Origin of the sequence: Bordetella genomosp. 13 (assembly GCF_002119665.1) — a bacterium.
Taxonomy (GTDB): Bacteria; Pseudomonadota; Gammaproteobacteria; order Burkholderiales; family Burkholderiaceae_B; genus Bordetella.
In genome coordinates this window covers 266806-286403 of the sequence record NZ_CP021111.1, presented here as the reverse complement: position 1 = coordinate 286403, position 19598 = coordinate 266806, and the positions used below count along the sequence as shown (strand labels likewise).

Genomic DNA, 19598 nt, shown 5'->3' with positions numbered 1-19598 from the left:
CTAGTGGCCTCCCATGGCCTTGAGCCGGCGCGTCGCGCGGCCCAGCAGCACGAGCGAGACGGCCGTCAGCGCCAGGCCGACCACGCTGAGGCTGGCGGCCAGCGGAAAATTCATGGACGAGAAACCAAGCTGGTACACCAGCGTGGAGACGGTGGGCACGCGCCCGCCGCCGATCATCTGCGGCGTGGCGAAGGCGCTGAACGTCCACGCGAACGAGGTCGTCACGCTCGCGATGATGCCGGGCATCGACAGGGGCAGCGTCACAGTCAGGAACGTGCGGACCGGCCCCGCCCCCAGGCTTTGCGCGGCCTTCTCGTAGTCGCGGTCGATGTGGGAAATACCGGTGGCCAGCATCATCACCACGACGGGTATCGTCACGTGCACCAGCGCCACCAGCACGCCCAGGTGCGTGAACATCAGGTTCAGCGGCCACTCGATCACCCCTAGCTTGCGCAGCACCGTGTTGATGAAGCCATTGTTCCCCAGGACGATGATCCACGAGTACGTGCGCACGATCTCGCCCAGGAACAGCGGCGTGATGGACACGATCAGGATGAAGGACTTGAGAAAGCGGTTGCGCACGCGCACCAGCGCGTACGCCAGCGGATAGGCCAGCAGCAGCGAGAAGATCGTCGTCTCGATGCTCAGCAGCAGCGTGTTGGCGAAGGCATCCAGGTAGATCGGCTTGTCCAGCCCGGTGAAGTTCGCCAGCGTGAATCCGCCCACGTCCATCGAACCCGGTATGAAGGCGCGCACGCTGTACTGGAGTACCGTGGCCATCGCCACGCAGATGCATAGCGCAATGAAACTTGCTGGCGAGACCAGCCATCCTCTCAGCCTGGAGCGCGCATCCATAGATCGACCGTCTTCGTCCGTTTTGCTTCTGTTCGGTAAAACGCTAGCGCCCCGGCGGCGGCAAAGCCTCCGGGACGCCGGCGCGGGGTGGGCGCGTGCCGTCAGTTCATGAGGTTTTCAGTGAACCACTTGCGCCATTCGGCCGTCTTCTCCGCGCGCAGCTTGTGGTCGATGACGATGGCCTGGGTGTCCCATTGCGCCTTGGTCGTGAACACGCCGGGCAGCGCCGCGTCCTCGGCGGACACCTTGGCGTTGTCCACCACCGGGCTTGCCTTCTTGGCGGCCACGATCCTGGACTGCACTTCCGACGACAGCGCGATGTCCATGAACTTGTAGGCCAGGTCGATCTTCGAGCTGCCCTTCATGATGCCCATGGTGTCCACGCCCAGCACGGCGCCTTCCTTGGGCATCACCACCTTGATGGGCACGCCCTGGCCGATCATGTAATAGGCATTCATCGACAGCAGGACCTGCACCGGCGTCTCGCCCGTGGCGATCAGCTGCTGGCTGTTCGCGTCATTGGTGTAGAAGGCCTTGAAGTTGGGCTTCAGCGCCTTCAGCTTTTCCTCGCCCTTCTGCCAGGTGGCGGCATCGCCGCCCGACAGCATGGCCGAGACGGTGATGATGTGGCTGGGATCGAAGTCAGGCGACGACAGACGGCCCTTCAGGGCCGGGTTCCACAGGTCGTTCCAGCTGTCGAACTTGATGCTCTGCGGCACCAGATCGGGGCGATAGCCGATCGTGTACACGTAGGCCCAGCTGCCGATGTGGTACGGGCTGATCCTGGCCTGGTCGACCAAGTGCGAATAGTTCGACAGCCTGGCCGTGTCCAGCTTCTCGAACAGGTTGCCGTCGGCGTACAGCCAGCCGATGTGCGAGGTGGTGAACGTGATGTCGCTTTCGGGTGTGGTGGCCAGCTTGGCCTTGTTCAGGCGGTCGATCGTGCCGCCGGTGATGTACTTCACCGGCACGCCGGTCTGGCGCGTGAATTCCTTGCCGATGTTTTCGTCGATCAGGTCGCGGAAGCTGCCGCCCCAGGTGCTGACCACCAGCGCGTCCTGGGCCGACGCCGCGCTGGCGAACATGGCGGCGGCAAGCACACCGGCCGACACGAGCTTTCGAATCATTGCAAACCCCTTGTGTTGTGTAGACGTGCCGGATCGTCCGACTTGAGCGCAGATGATGGGAGAGGCGCATCCAGGGGCCAAGTCGCCTTTTCCTTAGGCCTCCCCCGGAAAAAACAAATAGGCGTCGCCGCCGCCTCGGCCGACGATGGCAGACATCTCGACGGTGGGCCGGCCGCCGGGCGCGGCATTGCGGCGCCGCGGCGGCCGCCCGAATCCTTCTTCCAGGCGACCATGAAACACACCCGCATACGCACCTTCAACACCAAGGCCACCTATCCCGAACAGAATCTGGACAATGACCTGTGCCAGGCCGTGGTCGCACGCGGCAGCACCGTGTTCCTGCGCGGGCAGATCGGCCAGAACCTGGACACCTCGGAAAGCGTGTGCATCGGCGACGCAGCCGGCCAGGCCGAGCAGGCCATGGCCAATATCGCCATGCTGTTGAAAGAGGCAGGCGGCGAGCTGGAGCACATCTGCAAGATCACCATCTACATCATCGATCCCCGCTACCGCGAGGCCGTGTACCGCGTGGTAGGCCGCTGGCTGAAGGGCGTGTATCCCGTCTCCACCGGCATCGTGGTGTCGGCGCTGGCCCGCCCCGAATGGCTGGTCGAGATCGACGCGACCGCCGTCATCCCCGACTGATCCGCGCCAAGGCCCTATCCATGACCTTCTCGATCATCGCGCGCTGCCCCGCTTCCGGCCAGTTCGGCGCCGCGGTCTCGTCCTCCTCGCCGGCCGTTGCCTCGCGCTGTATCCGCGCCCGCGCGGGCGTGGGCGCGGCGGTCAGCCAGAACATCACCGACCCGGCCCTGGGTCCCCTGGCGCTGGACCTGATGGCAGGCGGCCACACGCCAGAACAGGCGCTGGCGCAGCTGCAGCGGCGTCCGTTCATCGCGTACCGCCAGCTCATGGCCATCGACGCCGCGAATGCGCCGGCGGTGTACACGGGGGCCAGTGCCCTGGGCACGCTGGCCAGCGCCGCCGGCGAACACGCGGCCTGCGCCGGCAACATGCTGGCCTCGCTGGAAGTGCCCGCCGCCATGCTGGCGGCGTTCGACCGCGCCGAGGGGCCGCTGGCCGAACGCCTGATGCAGGCGATGCTTGCGGGACAGGCCGCCGGCGGCGAAGAAGGCCCGGTGCACTCCGCCGGGCTGCTGGTGTACGGAGACATGGACTGGCCTATCGTGGACCTGCGCCTGGATTGGGTGGAAGACGATCCCGTCCAGGCGCTGTATCAGGTGTGGAAGGTCTACGAACCGCAGGTGCAGGACTACATCACGCGCGCGAAAGATCCGCGCGCCGCACCCAGCTTCGGCGTGCCCGGAGACCTGTGACAGCGCTTGCGCGAGCATGCAGGGCCACCGGAGAAACACTGAGTGACATCGCGCCCCGTTACACGGGCATCGTGAATACACTGCGGGATCACGGATCCGCGCGGCACCGTCGACACAGACATCGCCTTCGCACGTCCGATTCGCCAGCCCCAGGCTGCCAATCGATCCCGCTTTCTCTCATCGGACCATGCTCAATCGCATTTCGCTGCGCCAGATGGAGTACTTCGTCGCCACTGCCAAGCACGGCAGCATCGCGTCGGCCTCCGCCCAGATCCATATCTCCCCGCCCTCCATCTCGGCAGCGATCGCGCACATCGAAACAGAACTGGGCGTGCAGTTGTTCGTGCGCCATCCCTCCAAGGGGCTCGCGCTGACGACGCTCGGCACGCAGGTCATGCAGGAATGCGAAGACCTGCTGGAACGGGCCTCGCGCCTGTACGAAGTCGCCTCGGTGTCCAGCGACACCATCCAGGGCGTGCTGCGCGTGGGATGCTTTCACCCGCTCGCGGCCATGATCGCGCCCGAGGTCATCTTCGGTTTCTCGCGCGCCTTCGACAAAGTGGAACTGCACATGATCGAGGGCGACCAGCAGGAGCTGATCGGCAAGCTGCAAACGCTCGAGATCGACGTCGCCCTCACCTATGACCTGCAGCTGGGCGACGAGATCGGCTTCGAGATGCTGGCGCACCTGCCTCCGCACGTGCTGGTCAGCGAGCTGCATCCACTTGCCCAGCAGCTTGCCGTCACGCTGGACGAACTGGCGCCGCAGCCCATGGTGCTGCTCGATCTGCCGATGAGCCGCGAATACTTCATGTCGATCTATGCCAAGGCCGGGGTGGAACCCAACGTCGTGGCACGCTCGCGCTCCGAGGACGTCGTGCGATCCATGGTGGCCAACGGCATCGGCTACACACTCTTCAACGTGCGGCCGAAATCCAATCAGTCGCTGGACGGCAAGCGGGTGGTGCGCCTGAGACTGGCCGGCGAACACCGCCCCATGCTGCTGGGCATCGCCACGTACAAGCCCATGAAACCCTCACGCCTGGCCCAGGCATTCATGCAGCGCTGCCGCGCCTATATCTCGGATCAATACATCCCGGGCATGAGCGCCGCCAGCTTCTTCGACCCCTACATGGCCGGCATGTCGGCCGATTCCTCGTCCTGACTGCAGCCCTCCCGAGTCCTCATGAGCCAAGCCTGTCCTTCGTCCAGTCTCGACCTGCTGCGCGAGCTGATCGCCTTTCCCTCGGTCACGCTGAAGCCCAACGCCGGCCTGATGGCCCGCGTGCAAGAGCTGCTGGAACACGCCGGCATCGCTTCCATGCTGGTTCCCGATCCGCAGGACGCGTCGCGCTGCAACCTCCACGCCTCGGTCGGCCCGACAGATGTGCCCGGAGTGATGCTGTCGGGCCACACCGACGTGGTGCCCGTCGAAGGCCAACCCTGGACCGTTCCGCCCTTCGAGGCCACCGAACGCGACGGCCGCATCTACGGCCGCGGCAGTTCGGACATGAAGGGCTTCGTGGCCTGCGCCGTCATGGCCATGATCCGCGCGGCGCGCCAGCCGCTGAGGCGGCCGCTGCAACTGGCGCTGTCGTTCGACGAAGAGATCGGCTGCGTGGGCGTGCGTCACCTGATCCGCGCGCTGGCGGACATGCGGCCCGCACCGTCGCTGTGCCTGGTGGGTGAACCCACCCTGATGAAGATCGGCACCGGCCACAAGGGCAAGGCGGCCTATCGCGCCCTATGCTGCGGCCAGGCCGGGCACTCGGGCCTGGCGCCCCGCTATGTGAACGCCATCCACACGGCGTCCGACCTGATCGACGCGCTGCGCGACGTGCAGCAGGACCTGGCCAGCCACGGCGCGCGCGAAGAAGGCTATGCCGTGCCTTACACCACGGTGCATGCCGGCACCATACGCGGCGGCACGGCGCTGAATATCGTGCCGTCCGACTGCGAGGTGAACTTCGAGATCCGCAACGTGGCCGGAGACGAGCCCGCGCAGATCCTGGACCGCATTCTCGAACTGACCAGGGCGCGCATGCGCGATGCGCAGGCGCTGCCCGACGCCGTCCCGCCCCAGGTGCAGCTGGTCAATGCGTATCCGGGTCTGGCCACGCCGGAAGACTCCCCGGCCGTCAGCCTGCTTGCGTCGCTGCTGCCGGCCGACACGCCCCTGACCAAAGTGGCCTTCGGCACCGAGGGCGGGCTGTTTCGCCAGCAATGGAACCAGACCGCCGTTCTGGTGTGCGGGCCGGGCAGCATCGAAGTGGCGCACAAGGCGGACGAATATGTCGAGGTGTCGCAGATAGAGGCCTGCGACCTGATGCTGGCGCGGCTGACGGAGTATCTCTGCCAAGTCTGAGCGCCTCGCGCGCGGCCCGCGCCGGGCAAGCGACTCGGCCCAACAGCCTACACCTCTCCATCGTCCTTTTTAGGCCCCTGGACGCCGTCGCCTTCGACGTATGATCACTCCGCAGCAGACCTCGTATTCCAATAGTCGTCACCCACCGACCCCGCGAGCGGAAAGATCATGGACACTTCTCCGATATCGGCAGGCGACGCGGCAACCGTACTGTCCGCCATTGCCGCGACCATCGCCATCGTCGTGGCATACCAGGTATACCTGGGCCAGAAGCAGCTGCTGCAGCGGCAGCTTCTGGTTCCCTTGTGGGACCACGTGGCCGCCTTGAAATCGATCGATCCCGTCCGGCCTGTCACCTACGACATCATCAAGACCGTCAACACGCTCGAGCTGGTGGCGCGATGCTGCGAACGCGAGATGATCGACGCCAACATCATCAAGCGCACGTTCGGAGACCAGTTCGTCACGCATTATGAAGACGTGCAGCGATGTCACCGCATACCAGGGCTGCTGCAGGACGGCAACACGCTGCTCAAGCAGAACAAGGCGGCCACGGACTTCTACAACGCCCTGCTGAACGAACGGGTGTCGTACCGTCGCGCTGCGTGAGCCTCATGGAAATCGCGCCTCACTGGATGTGGAGGCCGGGCATTTCAGTTCTTCTTGCCAGCGGCACGGATTGCCGCCTCTGCGCCATGCATGGGCCGACGCTCGCCACTCACCAGTTGCGCGGCGGGCGCCATCCAGGGATGGGCAAATGCCACCACGTCAGCCCCGTGTTCATAGGCGTCTTGCGCGGCCTGCGCACACGCTTGAAGGCATGCCTGGGCTTGGCCGCGCTGAAACAGGTCCCAAGCCTCGGGAACCAGTAGCACCGTCACGCGGGATCCGGTCTGGGCGGCGTAGCGTCCGAACAGCGCTTCATTGGCCTCGATGGTCGACTCGACAGCGCAGAGGACGACAATGTCCTTGCCCCCGCGGGCTGCCGCGTCGGCCAGCGCGATATCGGCCCGGATGACAGGAGTTGGAAAATCCTGGATGGCATCGACCGCGGGACCCAGGATGGCGCACGAGACGATCACAGCGTCGGCGTCCATCGCCAGCGCCCCCAGCGCATCTTGAATCTGGCGCCGTATGTCGGCGCTCGGCGTTGACTGTTGAACGATGGCCTGCCGCAAGTCAGCGCGCACGGCATGGCGCGTCGCAGTCAATCCCTCTTGCAAGGCCACGGCGTCGAATACGGCCTGATTGCTTTCGATTGTGTGCAGAAACGAAATTCGCATGGACGTGCTCCTGTCGGGATGAATGCAGGCCGCATTGTTGTGCTGCCCTGGCGCCCCAACAAGTCCACTGCGGATACGGGTACTGGCGATACCATGAAGTCGCGCCTGTCGTTCGGGGCGACAGGCCGCTGTTCCACAACGTATCAAGTCATGTTCCTCCGAGGGCGTTTATCGCCCGCGCGCCGCCTCCTATAGTTCGTCTCACTGTCTGAGCGCGCAGGCAACCCCCAAATGCCAAACCGGAGAATTGAAATGTCGAACAAGACTGTAGTGATCACGGGCGCGTCCAGCGGAATCGGATTTGCCCTGGCGCAGGCCTACCTGCGCCGCGGCGACAACGTCGTGGGCAATGCCCGCAGCCAGCAAGGCCTCGATGCGGCGGCCGGGCGCTTGCGCCAGGACGACCTCGGCCTTCCCGACCGCTTCCTTGCGGTTGCCGGCGACATCGCCCTGGCCAGCACCGCCCGCGAGATCGTGCGCCAGGCCACCGAGCGTTTCGGCCGCATCGATGTGCTGATCAACAACGCCGGCATCTTCATCCCGAAGCCCCTGGGCGAGTACACCGGCGATGACCTGGACCGCATCATCGACACCAACCTGAAGGGCTTTTTCCACATCACCCAACAGGCCGCCGCACATATGGCGGACCATCGCGACGGCCATATCGTGAACATCACCGCCAGCATCGCCATGCAGCCCAGCAGCCGCGTGCCGGCGCTGCTGCCCGTGCTGATCAAGGGTGGCCTGAATCACGCCACGCGGGCGCTGGCCATCGAACTGTCGGACAAGAACATCCGCGTCAATGCGGTGGCGCCCGGCATCATCGAGACGCCGATGCACGATCCCGCCACGTTCGGCTTCCTGAATTCCCTGCAGCCGGCGGGACGCATGGGCAAGGTGGAAGACATTGTCGGTGCGGTCACCTACCTGACCGATTCGGCCTATACCACCGGCGCGATCCTTCCGGTCGACGGCGGCGCCGCCGCCGGCCATTGGTAGCGCCCAGACGGAACGCCCCCCGCGGCGTTCCGCGCACCGGGATACCCATCATGTCCATTGAAGCCAAATTGGCCGAACTCGGCCTCAGCCTGCCGTCCGCGCCCCAGCCCCTGGGGCAGTACACCGCCGCGAGCCAGGCGGGCGATCTGCTGTTCATCTCGGGCCAGTTGCCGCTGCGCGACGGGCGGGTCGTCTGGCAGGGCCGCGTCGGCGCGGAGCTGACCGTCGACCAGGGCCGGCAGGCCGCGGAACTGGCCGCGCTGAACGTGTTGGCGCAGATCCGCCAGCACGCCGGCGGCTTCGACCGGCTGGATCACCTCGTCCGCGTCGAAGGCTACGTCGCCAGCGCGCCTGGCTTCCTGGACCAGCCCGCGGTCCTGGACGGCGCATCGGGCCTGTTTGCCCGTGTGCTCGGCGACAAGGCCGGCCATGCGCGCACCGCCAATTCGGTCGCGCAACAGCCGGGCAATGCGGCGGTCATCCTGGTGGCGATCGCGCAGCTCAAAGGCGTCTGAGCGCGCGCTCAGTCCCCCAACTGGTCGACCAGGAAATCGACGAACGCCCGCACGCGGCGCGACACGTGCCGGGCGTGCGGGTACAGCAGCACGAACGGCCGGGTACTGCCGCCATGCTGCTGCAGCACCTCGGTCAGCCCGCCCTCGCGCAGATCGGCCTCGACCACGAAGCGATACGTCTGGAAGAGCCCCGCGCCCGCCCGCGCCAGCGTGACGCCGCCCAGCACGTCCTCGCCCGTGCCATAAGGCCCGTCGGTCAGGATGTCGGCGGATTCGCCATCGACCCGGAAGGTCCACGGAATGCGGCGCCCGCTGCTCGGCCGGTCGAACTGGATGCAGTCGTGCGCGGCCAGATCCTCGAGCGTCTGCGGCGTGCCGCGTCTGCGCAGATAGTCCGGAGCCCCGACCACCACCAGTTCCGCATCCTCCAGCTTGCGCGCGATCAGCGCCGAATCGTCGGGCGCTCGCCCGCGCACCGAGAGGTCATAGCCGTCGTCGGCGAAATCGACATTGCGGTTGCTGATATGGACATGGACGTCAACGTTGGGGTGCTTGTCCCGAAACGCCGGCAACAGCGGCAGGACGCGGTAATGCGCGTAGGGCGTAGGCAAGCTGATGCGCAGCCTTCCGGCCGCGTCCTGCCCGCCCACCTGCCGCTCGGCGTCGACCAGCTGCGCGATGGCGGGTCGTACCTGATCGAAGTAGGCGCGCCCTTCGTCGCTCAACCGGATATGCCGCGTGCTGCGCACGAAAAGCCGTATGCCCAGCCGCGCCTCCAGCCGCGACACGCTGCGGCTGACGGCCGCCGGCGTGACACCTGCCGCGTTCGCGGCCGCGGTGAAGCTGCTGAGTTCCGCGGCCAGGCAGAACATCTCGATGCTGCCCAGTTGCAGATCGTCAAAGTGGCGGGTCATGCGGGCTCCTGCGTGAAAGGCCGGATGGCCGGCCTCGGTCGCAGCCATCCAGCCCCCGGTCAAGAACTCAAAAGAATTGAACCTGGGCACCTCAGTTGCTTAGATCGTGCTGCTCCTCACCGCAGTGCCGGGACAAGGGCAGCCACAACTTGAACAGGGTACCGCCAGACAGCGGCTGCCAGGCGCACCGCGCGCCCAGTACCGCCACGCGATTACGTATATTGGCCACGCCCCGGCGGCCTGGCAATGCCACCTCCGGAGGCGGCGGCATGAACGGTCGGCCATTGTCCTGTACGCACACCCACACACCGGTCACCACGCCACTCGTGGCCGCCTTAGCTTCGGCGGCGGTCACGGTGATATCCGTCGCATCGCTGTGCTTGACGATATTGGTCAGCACCTCCTGCAGGATACGCAGCACATGCAGGGCGCTTTGCGCGTCGAGCCACTGCAGCGGCGGCAGGTCGCTCATCCGCCAACGCAGCGCGATCCCGGCTCCTGTCAGCCTAGGTCCCATTCGAAAGCGCAAGGCCCCCAACAAGGCCAACAGGTCGGCATCGGTGCTTTCCAAGGAATCGATGGCGATCTTCAGATCGTCGATGCATTCCCGCAGAACCTGAGCGATATCGAGCGGCGTGCGCCCCAGCTCCACCTGGCGCAGCGCGCTCATCAGAGAAGACCCCACGCCATCATGCATCTCGCGCATCAGGCGTTGACGCTCGTTCAATAGTGTCTGCTCGCGCTCGGCGACGCGCAGCCGCTCATGCGCCTGGACCAGTTCGCGCTCCTGCGCGGCCAATTGCTCGGCCAGCACGGCGCGGGCGCGCGCAGCCACGGCCAGCGCACGGGTGTAGCGCGTGAACGCGACATACACGAACAGGGTGAGCAAGCCGAGATTCACATAAGGCGTCAGGTAAATGCCTTCCACGTCCGCCTTGTAGCTCTGCATGCGCAGGTCATGCCACGCCATCAGCAACGACACGGGCCCCCATGCGGCCAGCAGCATATTGGCGCGGCTGCGTTCATGCCAGGCGTTGGCCATGGCTGCATAAATCTGCGCCAGCACCGGCGGCAAAATTGCCAGGCGCTGCACCGCCAGAATCCCAGGACGCTCTGTCCACCAATAGGGCAGCGTCGCGACTACGACAATGGCCCAGTACACCACCAAAGCGCGGCCCAAGCGCGGGCGCGGACGATGCTGCACCATGCCAAGAAAATGAAACCCGCAGACGGGTACGGTGAGCATGCCCACCAACGTCATCCAGGAGAACCAGGCGAAGCTCATGGCCAGGCCCGCGTCGTCCACCAGGAACAGGAATGCCGCCAGCGCCTGCGCGACCGCCATGCAGAAGAAAAGCGCGAACGGCCACGCGCCGCCGGCCGGCGCCAGGCTGGCATCGCGACGGCGGTTCGTGCGCAGCCAGACGGCGATGCCCAAGGCAAAGAATCCCAGCAGCAGGAAAGAGCCACGCCAATAGGTCGGCAGCGCCGTCTGCAGAAAAGTGCGCCAGCGCCAGGACGGCAACAAGTCGGCCGTCGGTCCGACCCACATCGACGACAACGCGCCGCCCGTGTTCGGCTGGTTGGCCATGCGCACATACACCCACGCATCCTTGCCCGGCTGCAGCAAGCCGCCCACATCGACCCATAAAGGATGATTGAAATTGTTCCAGGCGCGGTCGCCACGCGATTGCCAGGCGCGCTGTCCGTTCACGTATACCGCCAGCGTGCCGGTCGCCTGCCAGCGTGCTGCGTATAGCCGCAGCTGCGGCGTCATGAAGGCCGTGGCAGGAATGTGCATGCGGTACCACTGCACCTCGGCACGGTGCGCCAATCCCTGCGCAGCCCGCGGCCACGACGCTCGCGGCCGGGCATGCGGCAGCCGTATCGGCTGCCAATCGGCGTCGGCAGCATTCATGGCGCTGTCCCCGGCGTCCAGTTCAGCCATCGAAGCCGGCTGCATCCAGGTGGTGCTCGATGACGACCACATCTGCGCTTCGGTGATATGGAGCACGGGCGACTGGGCTCGCGCCAGTCCGCAGACAGCGAGCAGAAAAAAGCCAAGCATGGCCTTGAGCACGGCGCCCCAACTGCCAATGGCCAGCCCAGGCCACGCCGCCCTAGTCAGCTCAATCCTCACTCAGCCACCCGTGTCGCGCGCCCTCGCGCACCGCTTCGGCCCGCGATTTCACTTGCAGCTTGGTATAGATACGCCGGACAAAGGTCTGCACGGTGTGCGGCGAGACGCCCAAAGCGCTGGCGACTTCGTCCACCGTATAGCCGCGCGAGACCAGGCGCAGCGTCTCGGCTTCGCGCGCCGACGGCGATACAACGGGCGCGCAAGCCGGGACGGCGACGGCCTCGACGGCCTCGACGGTTTCGACGGGCGACGCCTGCGCGCTGTGTCGCAACAGCAGCTTCCTGGCCACCATCGGGTTGATCGGGCTGCCTCCCGCATGCAGGCTGCGGATTTCCGCGACCAGTTCCTGCGCGCTCAAGTCCTTCAGCACATAGCCCATCGCGCCCGCTTCGATGGCGCGCAGAACGTGCGTCTCATCCCCGAAAATCGTGCTTACCATCACCGCGCAGTCAGGCCACGCTTGCCGCGCCGCGGCAATCACATCCAGGCCGGAGCCATCCGGCAAGCCCAGGTCCACCAGAAGCACGTCGAGCGGCTGGCGTGGCAGCAGGGACAACGCCTGGCGCCGGTTGGCTGCCATCCACACCATGCTCAATCCCTGCGCGGTCTCCACGGCGTGCGCCAACGCCTGCAGGCAAACCGCATCGTCTTCGACCGTCGCTACACGTATAGGCTTGCCTTCGGCTGCCGGTGCGCTGCTCGCAAGCGGCGACGCTTCGTTCGTGTCGGGAGTTCGCGCCGCCGGTTCAGACCTTTGTTGAGTGTCTTTTTTTCGCATCGAATGATCGTCGGACGGCTTCGGTCCATATCCAACATGGCGCACCGGCTCTCTGGAATGAGGCCCGCTGCGGGCATGAGCGGGGAGTCTGCCTTCATCGGCCCGCTCCGTCATGTCCTCAGTTCTGGGGACATACAGTGTTGCACAAGTTTTTTATGCTGCGTCAGCCTACCTCAACGCTCTCTTGATAACCGGAAGACTGCATGACCAACCGCCGGGCTTACCTTCGCGTGACCACTCTCTCAGCCGCGATTGCCGGCGCCTTTCTGGGAGCCGCGGCGTCTGGCCAGACATACAACTGCGGCGGCAGCAGTGGCGGGTTGTCCTGCAGCACGTCAGGCACATCCCAGGAAACGGTCATATTCCAAGCCGGATCCTACAATCCCGTGCCGCCCATGAACGCAAGTTCCAGCGCGGACATCACGGTGACGGTCGGGTCTTCAACGAAGGCCGCGCTGGAGGTCTTGTCGATAGGCGGCAGCGGCAATCCGGACGGCACGCTGACCGGTATCGATACGCAAGGCCTGACCGTGCTCAACACGGGCAACCTGACGCTGCAGTCCGCGGGCGGTTCGATCGTCAGCGGCGGCAGCCTGTACGGGCTTTTCGCCCAGATGCAGGGCGGCAATGCCGCCAGCAGCAGCAACGGCGACTATGGCGGCAACGGCGGCGTGGCTGGCCGATCGCAGACCGAGATCCTGTCGGTGACCAATCATGGCGACGTCAGCATCAATCTGGCCAACGTCACGGTTGCGGGCGGCGCGGCCGTGGCCGCGCTAAGCCAGGGCGGCGCCGGTGGTGGCACCACGGACGACCATAACCCTGGCGGGGCCGGCGGCCAGTCGGCGGGGGCATCCATCGTCAATACGGGAAACATCAAGGTCAACCTCGCTGGAACGGGACGCTACGCAGGCATCCTGGCGTCCAGCAGCGGCGGCAATGGCGCCGATCAATACGACGGCGGCAACAACATGGGCGGCGGCGGCGGCAATGTGTCAGTCACGAATTCCGGCAATGTCGCATTGGATTGGACCTGGGCCGACGGCTCGACCGCCTCGTCCGCGCTGTATGGCGTCCTGGCCCAGTCCACGTCGGGCAAAGGCGGCGATTCGACTGAAAAGGGCCTAGGTAATGGCGGTGCGGCCGGTATCGGCGCCGCGAGGGACCTCACCGCCAGGGTCACTTTGCTGAGCGGCGGCAACATCACCGTCACCCAGGGCGGCACGCCGCCAGCTCCCGGGGCAGGCGTCGCAGCCATCATCCTGGCAGGCAATGGCGGCAATGGCCTGGCCGACGAAGACGACACCTTGGGCGGCAATGGCGGCAACGCGGGCAGCATCAACGGCTCGCAGGTTCCCTTGCAGATCAACGTGACGGACGCGAGCGTTTCAACGGCGGGAAGCCAGTTGCCGGCGTTGCTGGTTTCAGCGCGCGGCGGCGCCGGCGGCGGCACGTTCAACAGCGGCAGTTATCACGATCGTAATGGCGGCCTTGGAGGTCAGGCCGGCGACGCGGGCGTATGGGTCACCACGGACAATGTCCCCATCACCTTGTCCACCACAGGCGACCATGCTTCGGGCATCCAGACCTCGCAAGTCGGCGGTGCGGGCGGCGCGGGCGGTTACTACGGCGGCGATGCGTTGGGGTTGGGCAGCAGCAACGCGGGCAATGGCGGCAGCGGTGGCGATGCCGGCAGCTTGACGGTCAAGTTGACGGGCAGCAAGGCCCTGCCCATTGCCATCACCACCACGGCGAACGACTCCCATGGCATCTATGCGGTGTTGCAAGGCGGACTGGGGGCCGACGGCGGCACGCTCACCGGAACGATCGGCGGCGGTTCGGGAGGCGATGGCGGCGCCGGCGGCTCCACCGGAACGATGAACGTGACCCTCGCCGGAACATCGATCTCCACGCGGGGCGCAAACGCCTTCGGCATCCTTGCGCAGAACCTGGGCAATGATGGCGGCACAGCCGCGTCCGCTACAGGGACGGACGTCAAGGGGGGCAACGGCGGCAATGGCGGCTCGACGGGCGCGGTGACGATATCGACGGACTCGAACACGTCCATATCGACGCAGGGGCAAGGCTCCGTCGGCATCCTGGCACAAACCGCCAGCGGCGCCGGCGCCAACGGCGGCAATGGCAACGGCCAGTTGAGCGGCGTCGACGGCAGTGGCGGCAACGGTGGCTCGGCAGGCTCGATAACGGTGGCCAACGCCGGCACGATAACGACCGCCGGCACGGACTCGGTGGGCATCATGGCGCAGTCCCTGGCGGGCGCGGGCGGCGCCGGGGCGGTCGATTACGGCATTTTCTACAGCAAAGGCGGCACGGGCGGCGCCGCCGGTTCATCCGGCGTCATTACCGTGACGAACACCGGCGCCATTCGCACCAGCGGCACCATGGCGATGGGCATCCTGGCACAGTCCATAGGCGGCAGCGGCGGCGCGGCGGGAAGCGCCGGCGGCCTGGGCGTTTCGCTGGGTGGCGATGCCGACACCAATCCGTTCCAGTCCAATGCCAACAACGTGAACATCAATGCATCCGGGGCCATCACCACCACGGGGCTGTCCGCGATAGGCGTCCTGGCGCAATCGATCGGTGGCGGCGGCGGCGCGGGCGGCGCTACGCAAGGGTTGATCAGCGTCGGCGGCACCGGCGGCAAAGGCGGCTCAGGCGGCGAAGTGATCGGTACGCCCACCAACATGGCCCTTACTACCGGCGGCGACAACGCGCACGGCTTCGTCGGCCAATCCATCGGCGGTGGCGGCGGCAATGGCGGCAATGCCAGCAGCCTTGGCATTTTCCATTCGGTCGCCATTGGCGCAACGGGCGGCGACGGTGGCACGGGCGGGTCCGTCGTGCTGAACCTGGACAATTCCAATATCGTCACGCAGGGAACGAAGGCGGCAGGCCTGGTCGGCCAGTCCATCGGCGGTGGCGGCGGCACGGGCGGGCAGGCGTTCGCTTACAGTGTCGGCCCGCTGGAAACGGTCGCCGTCGCGGTGGGCGGACAAGGCGGCAGCGGGGGCCACGGCGGCATCGTCAGCTCTCAAATGTTGGGCGGCAGCATCAGGACTGGCCAGACCTCGCGGCTGGTCAACGGCACCTGCGCCGACCCGTGCCTGGCGGCGAACGCGCAGCCCATCGATTCGTTCGGCGCCCTCATCCAAAGCATAGGCGGCGGCGGGGGGTTAGGCGGTAATGCCACGGCGAAGGCGGCGGCAATCGGGATCCCGGTGAATGAAGCCGGCACACAGGTTTCGATTCCTGTTTCGGTCGCGGTCGGCGGCACTGGCGGTATCGCCGGTGATGGCAACTACGTGACCTTTGCCGCCGCGGATGGCGCACAGATCGAAACCCGGGGCCAGGGCGCGCATGGTGTGTTGATCCAGAGCATCGGCGGCGGCGGCGGCGCGGGCGGCGACTCGTCGTCGCTGGCCGCTGCGCTGGATTACGGCGGTACGGTGCCCGAAGGAGCGAGTTCCTTATCCCTCAATGTGGCCGTGGCCGTGGGCGCGGACGGCGGCGCCGGCGGCAACGGCAATTCCGTCTGGAGCGCCCTTGGGGGATTGATCAATGTATCCGGCGGGCAAGCCACGTTCATGGCTGATGCGGCCGGCACCCCGAACAGCACTATCGCGACCTACGGCGATTATGCCAACGGGATAACCGCGCAATCGATCGGTGGCGGGGGCGGCAACGCCGGCTTCGGCAGTGCAAACACACAGGATTTCGGCACCGGCTCCATCCTGACGGTGGGCATCGGCTTGGGCGCTACGGGCGCCGCAGGCGGTGATGGGGGCCTGGTTCAGGTGAAGGTCTTGCCCACGGGACAGATCCAGACCGCGGGATCCGGCGCCATGGGCGTGCTGGCGCAGAGTATCGGCGGCGGCGGAGGTGCGTCACAAGGCGGCTCGTATAACTTCGTTGGCATAGCGAAGCACGTGTCGCCCTCGATCGACATCAAAGTGGGCAAGACGGGCGGAGCCGGCGGCGCGGGAGGCGCCGTTGGCGTGACGGTCGGCGGCGCCATCGCCACTTACGGCGGCGACGCCGCGGGCGTGCAGGCACAATCCATCGGCGGTGGCGGCGGGCAGGGTGGATCGGCCGGGTCGGATGGCTCTGCGGACAATCCCATCGTGTCCATCCTCGATGGGCGGGTCGACGCCAATGACGTGCTCCAGGATGTTTACCAAAAACTCCTGGGTGAGACGCCGCCCAACTATCAGCTCAACCTCAATCTTGACGTATCGGTCGGGGGGGCGGGCGGCCCCGGCAATACCGGTGGCTCGGTGACGGTGAACCTGGATCCCACGGGCACGATCACCACCGCGGGCGATTGGTCCACGGGAATATTTGCCCAAAGCATCGGCGGCGGCGGCGGTAAAGGAGGCGGAGCCTTCGCCACCGGCTCGGGCTGGGCCGATCCGACAAAAGTCGACCTGAATGCCAACTACAGCGTAGGCGGCGATGGTGGCGAGGGCTCGACCGGCGGCAGCGTGACGACGGCGCTCAATGGCGGATCGATTGCCACCAGCGGATATGGCGCGGCCGGCATCTACGCGCAGAGCGTGGGCGGTGGTGGCGGCCATGCCGCGGATGGCTCAGACGGCTTTTTCGGCACCCTCGCCGTCGGCGTCGGCTACGGTGGATCGGGCGGGGGCGCCGGCAATGGCGGCTCGGTCCTCCTCTCCACCGCTGCAGGCTCCCCGGCCAATATCACGACCATCGGCACGCGGGGCGAAGCGGCGTTCGGCACGGTGCTGCAATCGGTGGGCGGTGGCGGCGGCTTCGCGGGTGCGGGAACCAGCGTGCGGGTCGCCGTTGCCGACGATCCCATACCGGCCATCAAGCTGTCGACCGGCCAAGCCCGGAATACGAGCCAAGGCAACGGCGGCGCCGTGACGCTGCAAGACAACGGCGCCCTGCGCATCACGACGCAGGGCAATAACGCCTTCGGGGTGCTCGCGCAAAGCGTGGGCGGCGGCGGCGGGATCGTGATCAACTCGCAAAATCAACAGGCGACCGCCGGGATCGACACCAGCATTTTCGGCAGTACACCGGAGCCCGGCGCGCAGGCTGACGGCGGCACGGTGACCGCGAGTCTTGGCGCACAAAGCTGGATCAAGACAACCGGAACCGGATCGCATGGCCTGGTCGCCCAATCGGTGGGCGGAGGCGGCGGCCTGGTCGGCCTGCCAGGCACCTCGCCCACCCTCACCGTCGATGCGAGCCAGGCCGGTTCCATATCCCGGGGCAACGGGCAAGGCGGCAACGTCTCGGTGACCAACAACGGCATCATCGCCGTTTCGGGCGCCGGCGCGATCGGCATCCTGGCGCAAAGCGTCAGCGGCGCCGGCGGCCTGAAGCTGGCGGCGGATGGGAATACCGTCTATGCGGGATCAGGCGTTTCGGAATTCCTCAGCTACGCCACTGTCGATGTCACTGTCGGCGCCAATGCGATCGTCTCGTCAACGGCGGTCAATGGCATCGGCATCTTCGCGCAGAGCGCGAACGGAAACGGTGTGACCCTCGCCATCGACGGCAGCGTCACCGGCGGATCCGCCACCGAGGCAGGAACCGCCATATGGACGGACAGCGCGGCCGATAGCATGATGACCATCGCCAGCACCGGCTCGGTGACCGGCGACACCGCGGTCTGGGCCACCACCGGCCTGCTCAATATCGACAACGCCGGCCTGTTGATGGGCAACGTCTACCAGAACGGCGGCGGGATGACGAATACCGGCACCTTTTCGTCCGGCCGGGAATACGTAGGGGCATCGCTGCAGAACAACGGCCTGGTTGCGCTGGGCGGACGCGAAGGCACTCACTGGGGTTATGACCGTACCCGTTTCATCGCGACGACCTTCGACACGACTTACACGCAATCCGCGCAAGGCACCCTCAAGGTGGGGGCGGACTTCGACAAGATGGCATCCGATTTCCTCACCATCGACGGACCTGCCGCCCTGGATGGAAAGTTGCTCGTGGCGCCGCTCGCGCTGTTGCCGAATCGGGAGCTGGCCGTAATGAACGTCAACGGCGTCCAGACCGGCGCCCTGGTCGCATCGGACTCCCCCGTGGTCGACTACGAGACGCGCCAGGATGGCGGCACGACCTATGTGCGCTCCGTCGGCGCCGACTTCAACGCGGATTCGATGCAGTTGAAGCGCAACGCGACGAACCTGGCGAGCCACCTGCAACGCGACTGGGATCAAGGCGGGTCCGCCGAGCTTGCCAAGCTGTACGCGGTGCTGGACGCGGCCTCGCGGCAAGGGGCTCGCTCGTACCAGGATCGCCTGTCGGACCTGTCGCCCGGCGTCGCGCTGGCGCCCGCCGCGCAAATGCAGCTGGGCATGGCGCGCTTCACCGGCGCGATGATGTCCTGCCCGACGTTCGTGGGCGACGGCCCGATGACCAAGGAGCAAGATTGCGTCTGGGGGCAGATCACAGCGCGCAATTCGAATCAAGACGGCGGCAACGGGGCGTCGGGATTCTCGCTGGACAGCGTCACGTACCAGCTGGGCGGCCAGCGGCGGATTGCGCCGGACTGGTATCTGGGCGGCTCATTCGCCTACCAGAACTCGCATCTTCGTGGCGACGATCGTCGCGTCACCGGTTCTGGCGACACGGGGTATGCCGGTCTGGTGCTCAAGCGCGAAGCCGGACCCTGGACGATTTCGGGCGCGCTGGGCGGCGGCTATGGGTCGTACGACCTGAATCGCAATCTGGCGATTCCCAATTTCAAGTCGCGAGCCACGAGCAAGCCCGATGTGTACAGCTTCGGCGCGCGTATACGCGTGGCCAGGACCTTCACCGACGGCAACGTCTACGTGAAGCCCTATGTGGATCTGGACGCGGCTTACTCGAGGATGTCGAGCTATGAGGAGTCGGGTGACGCCCTGCATCTCAAGGTCGCCAGCAGCGATCAGATGGTGTTCGGCCTTGCCCCCACTTTGGAAGTCGGCGGACGCAGCGAGCTGCCGCGCGGCGCCGTGTTGCGGCCGTTTGCCTACGCAGGCGTGTCTCTGCTTTCGGAGGATGGCTGGAAAACCAGGTCCAGACTCGCGGGCGCCCCGGACAGCGCGGGAAGCTTCACCACCACGATGCCCACCGACAATGTGGTCGGACGCATCGGCGCGGGCTTCCAGGTGACGCACGCCAATAGGCTGGACTTCAGGCTGCAGTACGACGGCGAGTTGGCGTCCCGAGGCAGCAGTCATTCGGGATCGCTGAAGATGGCCTATCGGTTCTAGGGGCCGGTGACCTGCTCCACCTG

General features: G+C 66.3%; 14 protein-coding genes. 8 read left to right on the top strand and 6 right to left on the bottom strand.

Annotation, left to right across the window (positions count from 1 at the left end; genetic code table 11):
- Both CAL15_RS01300 and CAL15_RS01295 read right to left on the bottom strand, forming a co-directional pair.
- Window positions 1-855 (bottom strand): ABC transporter permease, encoded by an 855-nt coding sequence (locus CAL15_RS01300; protein WP_086076976.1) that lies wholly within the window; start codon window positions 853-855, stop codon window positions 1-3.
- Window positions 856-956: 101 nt separating this feature from the next.
- On the bottom strand, window positions 957-1982 hold the full coding sequence (locus CAL15_RS01295; RefSeq protein WP_086076975.1) for a polyamine ABC transporter substrate-binding protein: 1026 nt from the start codon (window positions 1980-1982) through the stop codon (window positions 957-959).
- Between the two features lie 231 nt (window positions 1983-2213).
- Here CAL15_RS01295 and CAL15_RS01290 point away from each other — a divergent pair, with 231 nt between their 5' ends.
- The 5 genes from CAL15_RS01290 to CAL15_RS01270 all read left to right on the top strand — a co-directional run bounded on the left by CAL15_RS01290 (window position 2214) and on the right by CAL15_RS01270 (window position 6293).
- Window positions 2214-2627 (top strand): RidA family protein, encoded by a 414-nt coding sequence (locus CAL15_RS01290; protein WP_086076974.1) that lies wholly within the window; start codon window positions 2214-2216, stop codon window positions 2625-2627.
- A 20-nt stretch (window positions 2628-2647) separates the two neighbouring features.
- On the top strand, window positions 2648-3319 hold the full coding sequence (locus CAL15_RS01285; protein WP_086076973.1) for a DUF1028 domain-containing protein: 672 nt from the start codon (window positions 2648-2650) through the stop codon (window positions 3317-3319).
- 187 nt (window positions 3320-3506) lie between these two features.
- Window positions 3507-4484: a LysR substrate-binding domain-containing protein gene (locus CAL15_RS01280; RefSeq protein WP_086076972.1), complete on the top strand. Its 978-nt coding sequence runs from the start codon at window positions 3507-3509 to the stop codon at window positions 4482-4484.
- 21 nt (window positions 4485-4505) lie between these two features.
- Window positions 4506-5684 (top strand): acetylornithine deacetylase, encoded by a 1179-nt coding sequence (gene argE, locus CAL15_RS01275; RefSeq protein WP_086076971.1) that lies wholly within the window; start codon window positions 4506-4508, stop codon window positions 5682-5684.
- A gap of 168 nt (window positions 5685-5852) precedes the next feature.
- Window positions 5853-6293 (top strand): hypothetical protein, encoded by a 441-nt coding sequence (locus CAL15_RS01270; RefSeq protein WP_086076970.1) that lies wholly within the window; start codon window positions 5853-5855, stop codon window positions 6291-6293.
- A gap of 44 nt (window positions 6294-6337) precedes the next feature.
- Here CAL15_RS01270 and CAL15_RS01265 read toward each other — a convergent pair whose 3' ends face one another.
- A complete protein-coding gene (locus CAL15_RS01265; protein ID WP_086076969.1) occupies window positions 6338-6967 on the bottom strand; it encodes a hypothetical protein in 630 nt (209 codons plus the stop codon).
- Between the two features lie 252 nt (window positions 6968-7219).
- Here CAL15_RS01265 and CAL15_RS01260 point away from each other — a divergent pair, with 252 nt between their 5' ends.
- Both CAL15_RS01260 and CAL15_RS01255 read left to right on the top strand, forming a co-directional pair.
- A complete protein-coding gene (locus tag CAL15_RS01260) occupies window positions 7220-7966 on the top strand; it encodes an SDR family NAD(P)-dependent oxidoreductase (protein ID WP_086076968.1) in 747 nt (248 codons plus the stop codon).
- A gap of 50 nt (window positions 7967-8016) precedes the next feature.
- Window positions 8017-8481 (top strand): RidA family protein, encoded by a 465-nt coding sequence (locus CAL15_RS01255; RefSeq protein WP_086076967.1) that lies wholly within the window; start codon window positions 8017-8019, stop codon window positions 8479-8481.
- 8 nt (window positions 8482-8489) lie between these two features.
- Here the strand turns inward: CAL15_RS01255 and CAL15_RS01250 are convergent, their stop codons facing one another.
- The 3 genes from CAL15_RS01250 to CAL15_RS01240 all read right to left on the bottom strand — a co-directional run bounded on the left by CAL15_RS01250 (window position 8490) and on the right by CAL15_RS01240 (window position 12313).
- The gene (locus CAL15_RS01250; RefSeq protein ID WP_086076966.1) at window positions 8490-9395 is read right to left on the bottom strand and encodes a LysR family transcriptional regulator; all 906 of its coding nucleotides are present in this window, start codon (window positions 9393-9395) and stop codon (window positions 8490-8492) included.
- Window positions 9396-9486: 91 nt separating this feature from the next.
- Window positions 9487-11475, bottom strand: a complete 1989-nt coding sequence (locus CAL15_RS01245; RefSeq protein WP_232468090.1) for a sensor histidine kinase — start codon at window positions 11473-11475, stop codon at window positions 9487-9489.
- Window positions 11476-11524: 49 nt separating this feature from the next.
- Window positions 11525-12313 carry a response regulator gene (locus CAL15_RS01240; RefSeq protein WP_086076965.1) on the bottom strand — a complete coding sequence of 263 codons (789 nt, stop codon included), beginning with the start codon at window positions 12311-12313 and terminating at the stop codon, window positions 11525-11527.
- Window positions 12314-12708: 395 nt separating this feature from the next.
- Between CAL15_RS01240 and CAL15_RS01235 the strand changes: the two genes are divergently transcribed.
- A complete protein-coding gene (locus CAL15_RS01235) occupies window positions 12709-19575 on the top strand; it encodes an autotransporter outer membrane beta-barrel domain-containing protein (protein ID WP_157666568.1) in 6867 nt (2288 codons plus the stop codon).
- The last annotated feature ends 23 nt before the right edge of the window (window positions 19576-19598 follow it).

Bases quoted from the DNA above. Each gene is read 5' to 3' on its own strand.
- CAL15_RS01300 (WP_086076976.1), bottom strand. From the start codon at position 855: ATGGATGCGCGCTCCAGGCTGAGAGGATGGCTGGTCTCGCCAGCAAGT.
- CAL15_RS01295 (WP_086076975.1), bottom strand. From the start codon at position 1,982: ATGATTCGAAAGCTCGTGTCGGCCGGTGTGCTTGCCGCCGCCATGTTC.
- CAL15_RS01290 (WP_086076974.1), top strand. From the start codon at position 2,214: ATGAAACACACCCGCATACGCACCTTCAACACCAAGGCCACCTATCCC.
- CAL15_RS01285 (WP_086076973.1), top strand. From the start codon at position 2,648: ATGACCTTCTCGATCATCGCGCGCTGCCCCGCTTCCGGCCAGTTCGGC.
- CAL15_RS01280 (WP_086076972.1), top strand. From the start codon at position 3,507: ATGCTCAATCGCATTTCGCTGCGCCAGATGGAGTACTTCGTCGCCACT.
- argE (WP_086076971.1), top strand. From the start codon at position 4,506: ATGAGCCAAGCCTGTCCTTCGTCCAGTCTCGACCTGCTGCGCGAGCTG.
- CAL15_RS01270 (WP_086076970.1), top strand. From the start codon at position 5,853: ATGGACACTTCTCCGATATCGGCAGGCGACGCGGCAACCGTACTGTCC.
- CAL15_RS01265 (WP_086076969.1), bottom strand. From the start codon at position 6,967: ATGCGAATTTCGTTTCTGCACACAATCGAAAGCAATCAGGCCGTATTC.
- CAL15_RS01260 (WP_086076968.1), top strand. From the start codon at position 7,220: ATGTCGAACAAGACTGTAGTGATCACGGGCGCGTCCAGCGGAATCGGA.
- CAL15_RS01255 (WP_086076967.1), top strand. From the start codon at position 8,017: ATGTCCATTGAAGCCAAATTGGCCGAACTCGGCCTCAGCCTGCCGTCC.
- CAL15_RS01250 (WP_086076966.1), bottom strand. From the start codon at position 9,395: ATGACCCGCCACTTTGACGATCTGCAACTGGGCAGCATCGAGATGTTC.
- CAL15_RS01240 (WP_086076965.1), bottom strand. From the start codon at position 12,313: ATGCGAAAAAAAGACACTCAACAAAGGTCTGAACCGGCGGCGCGAACT.
- CAL15_RS01235 (WP_157666568.1), top strand. From the start codon at position 12,709: ATGAACGCAAGTTCCAGCGCGGACATCACGGTGACGGTCGGGTCTTCA.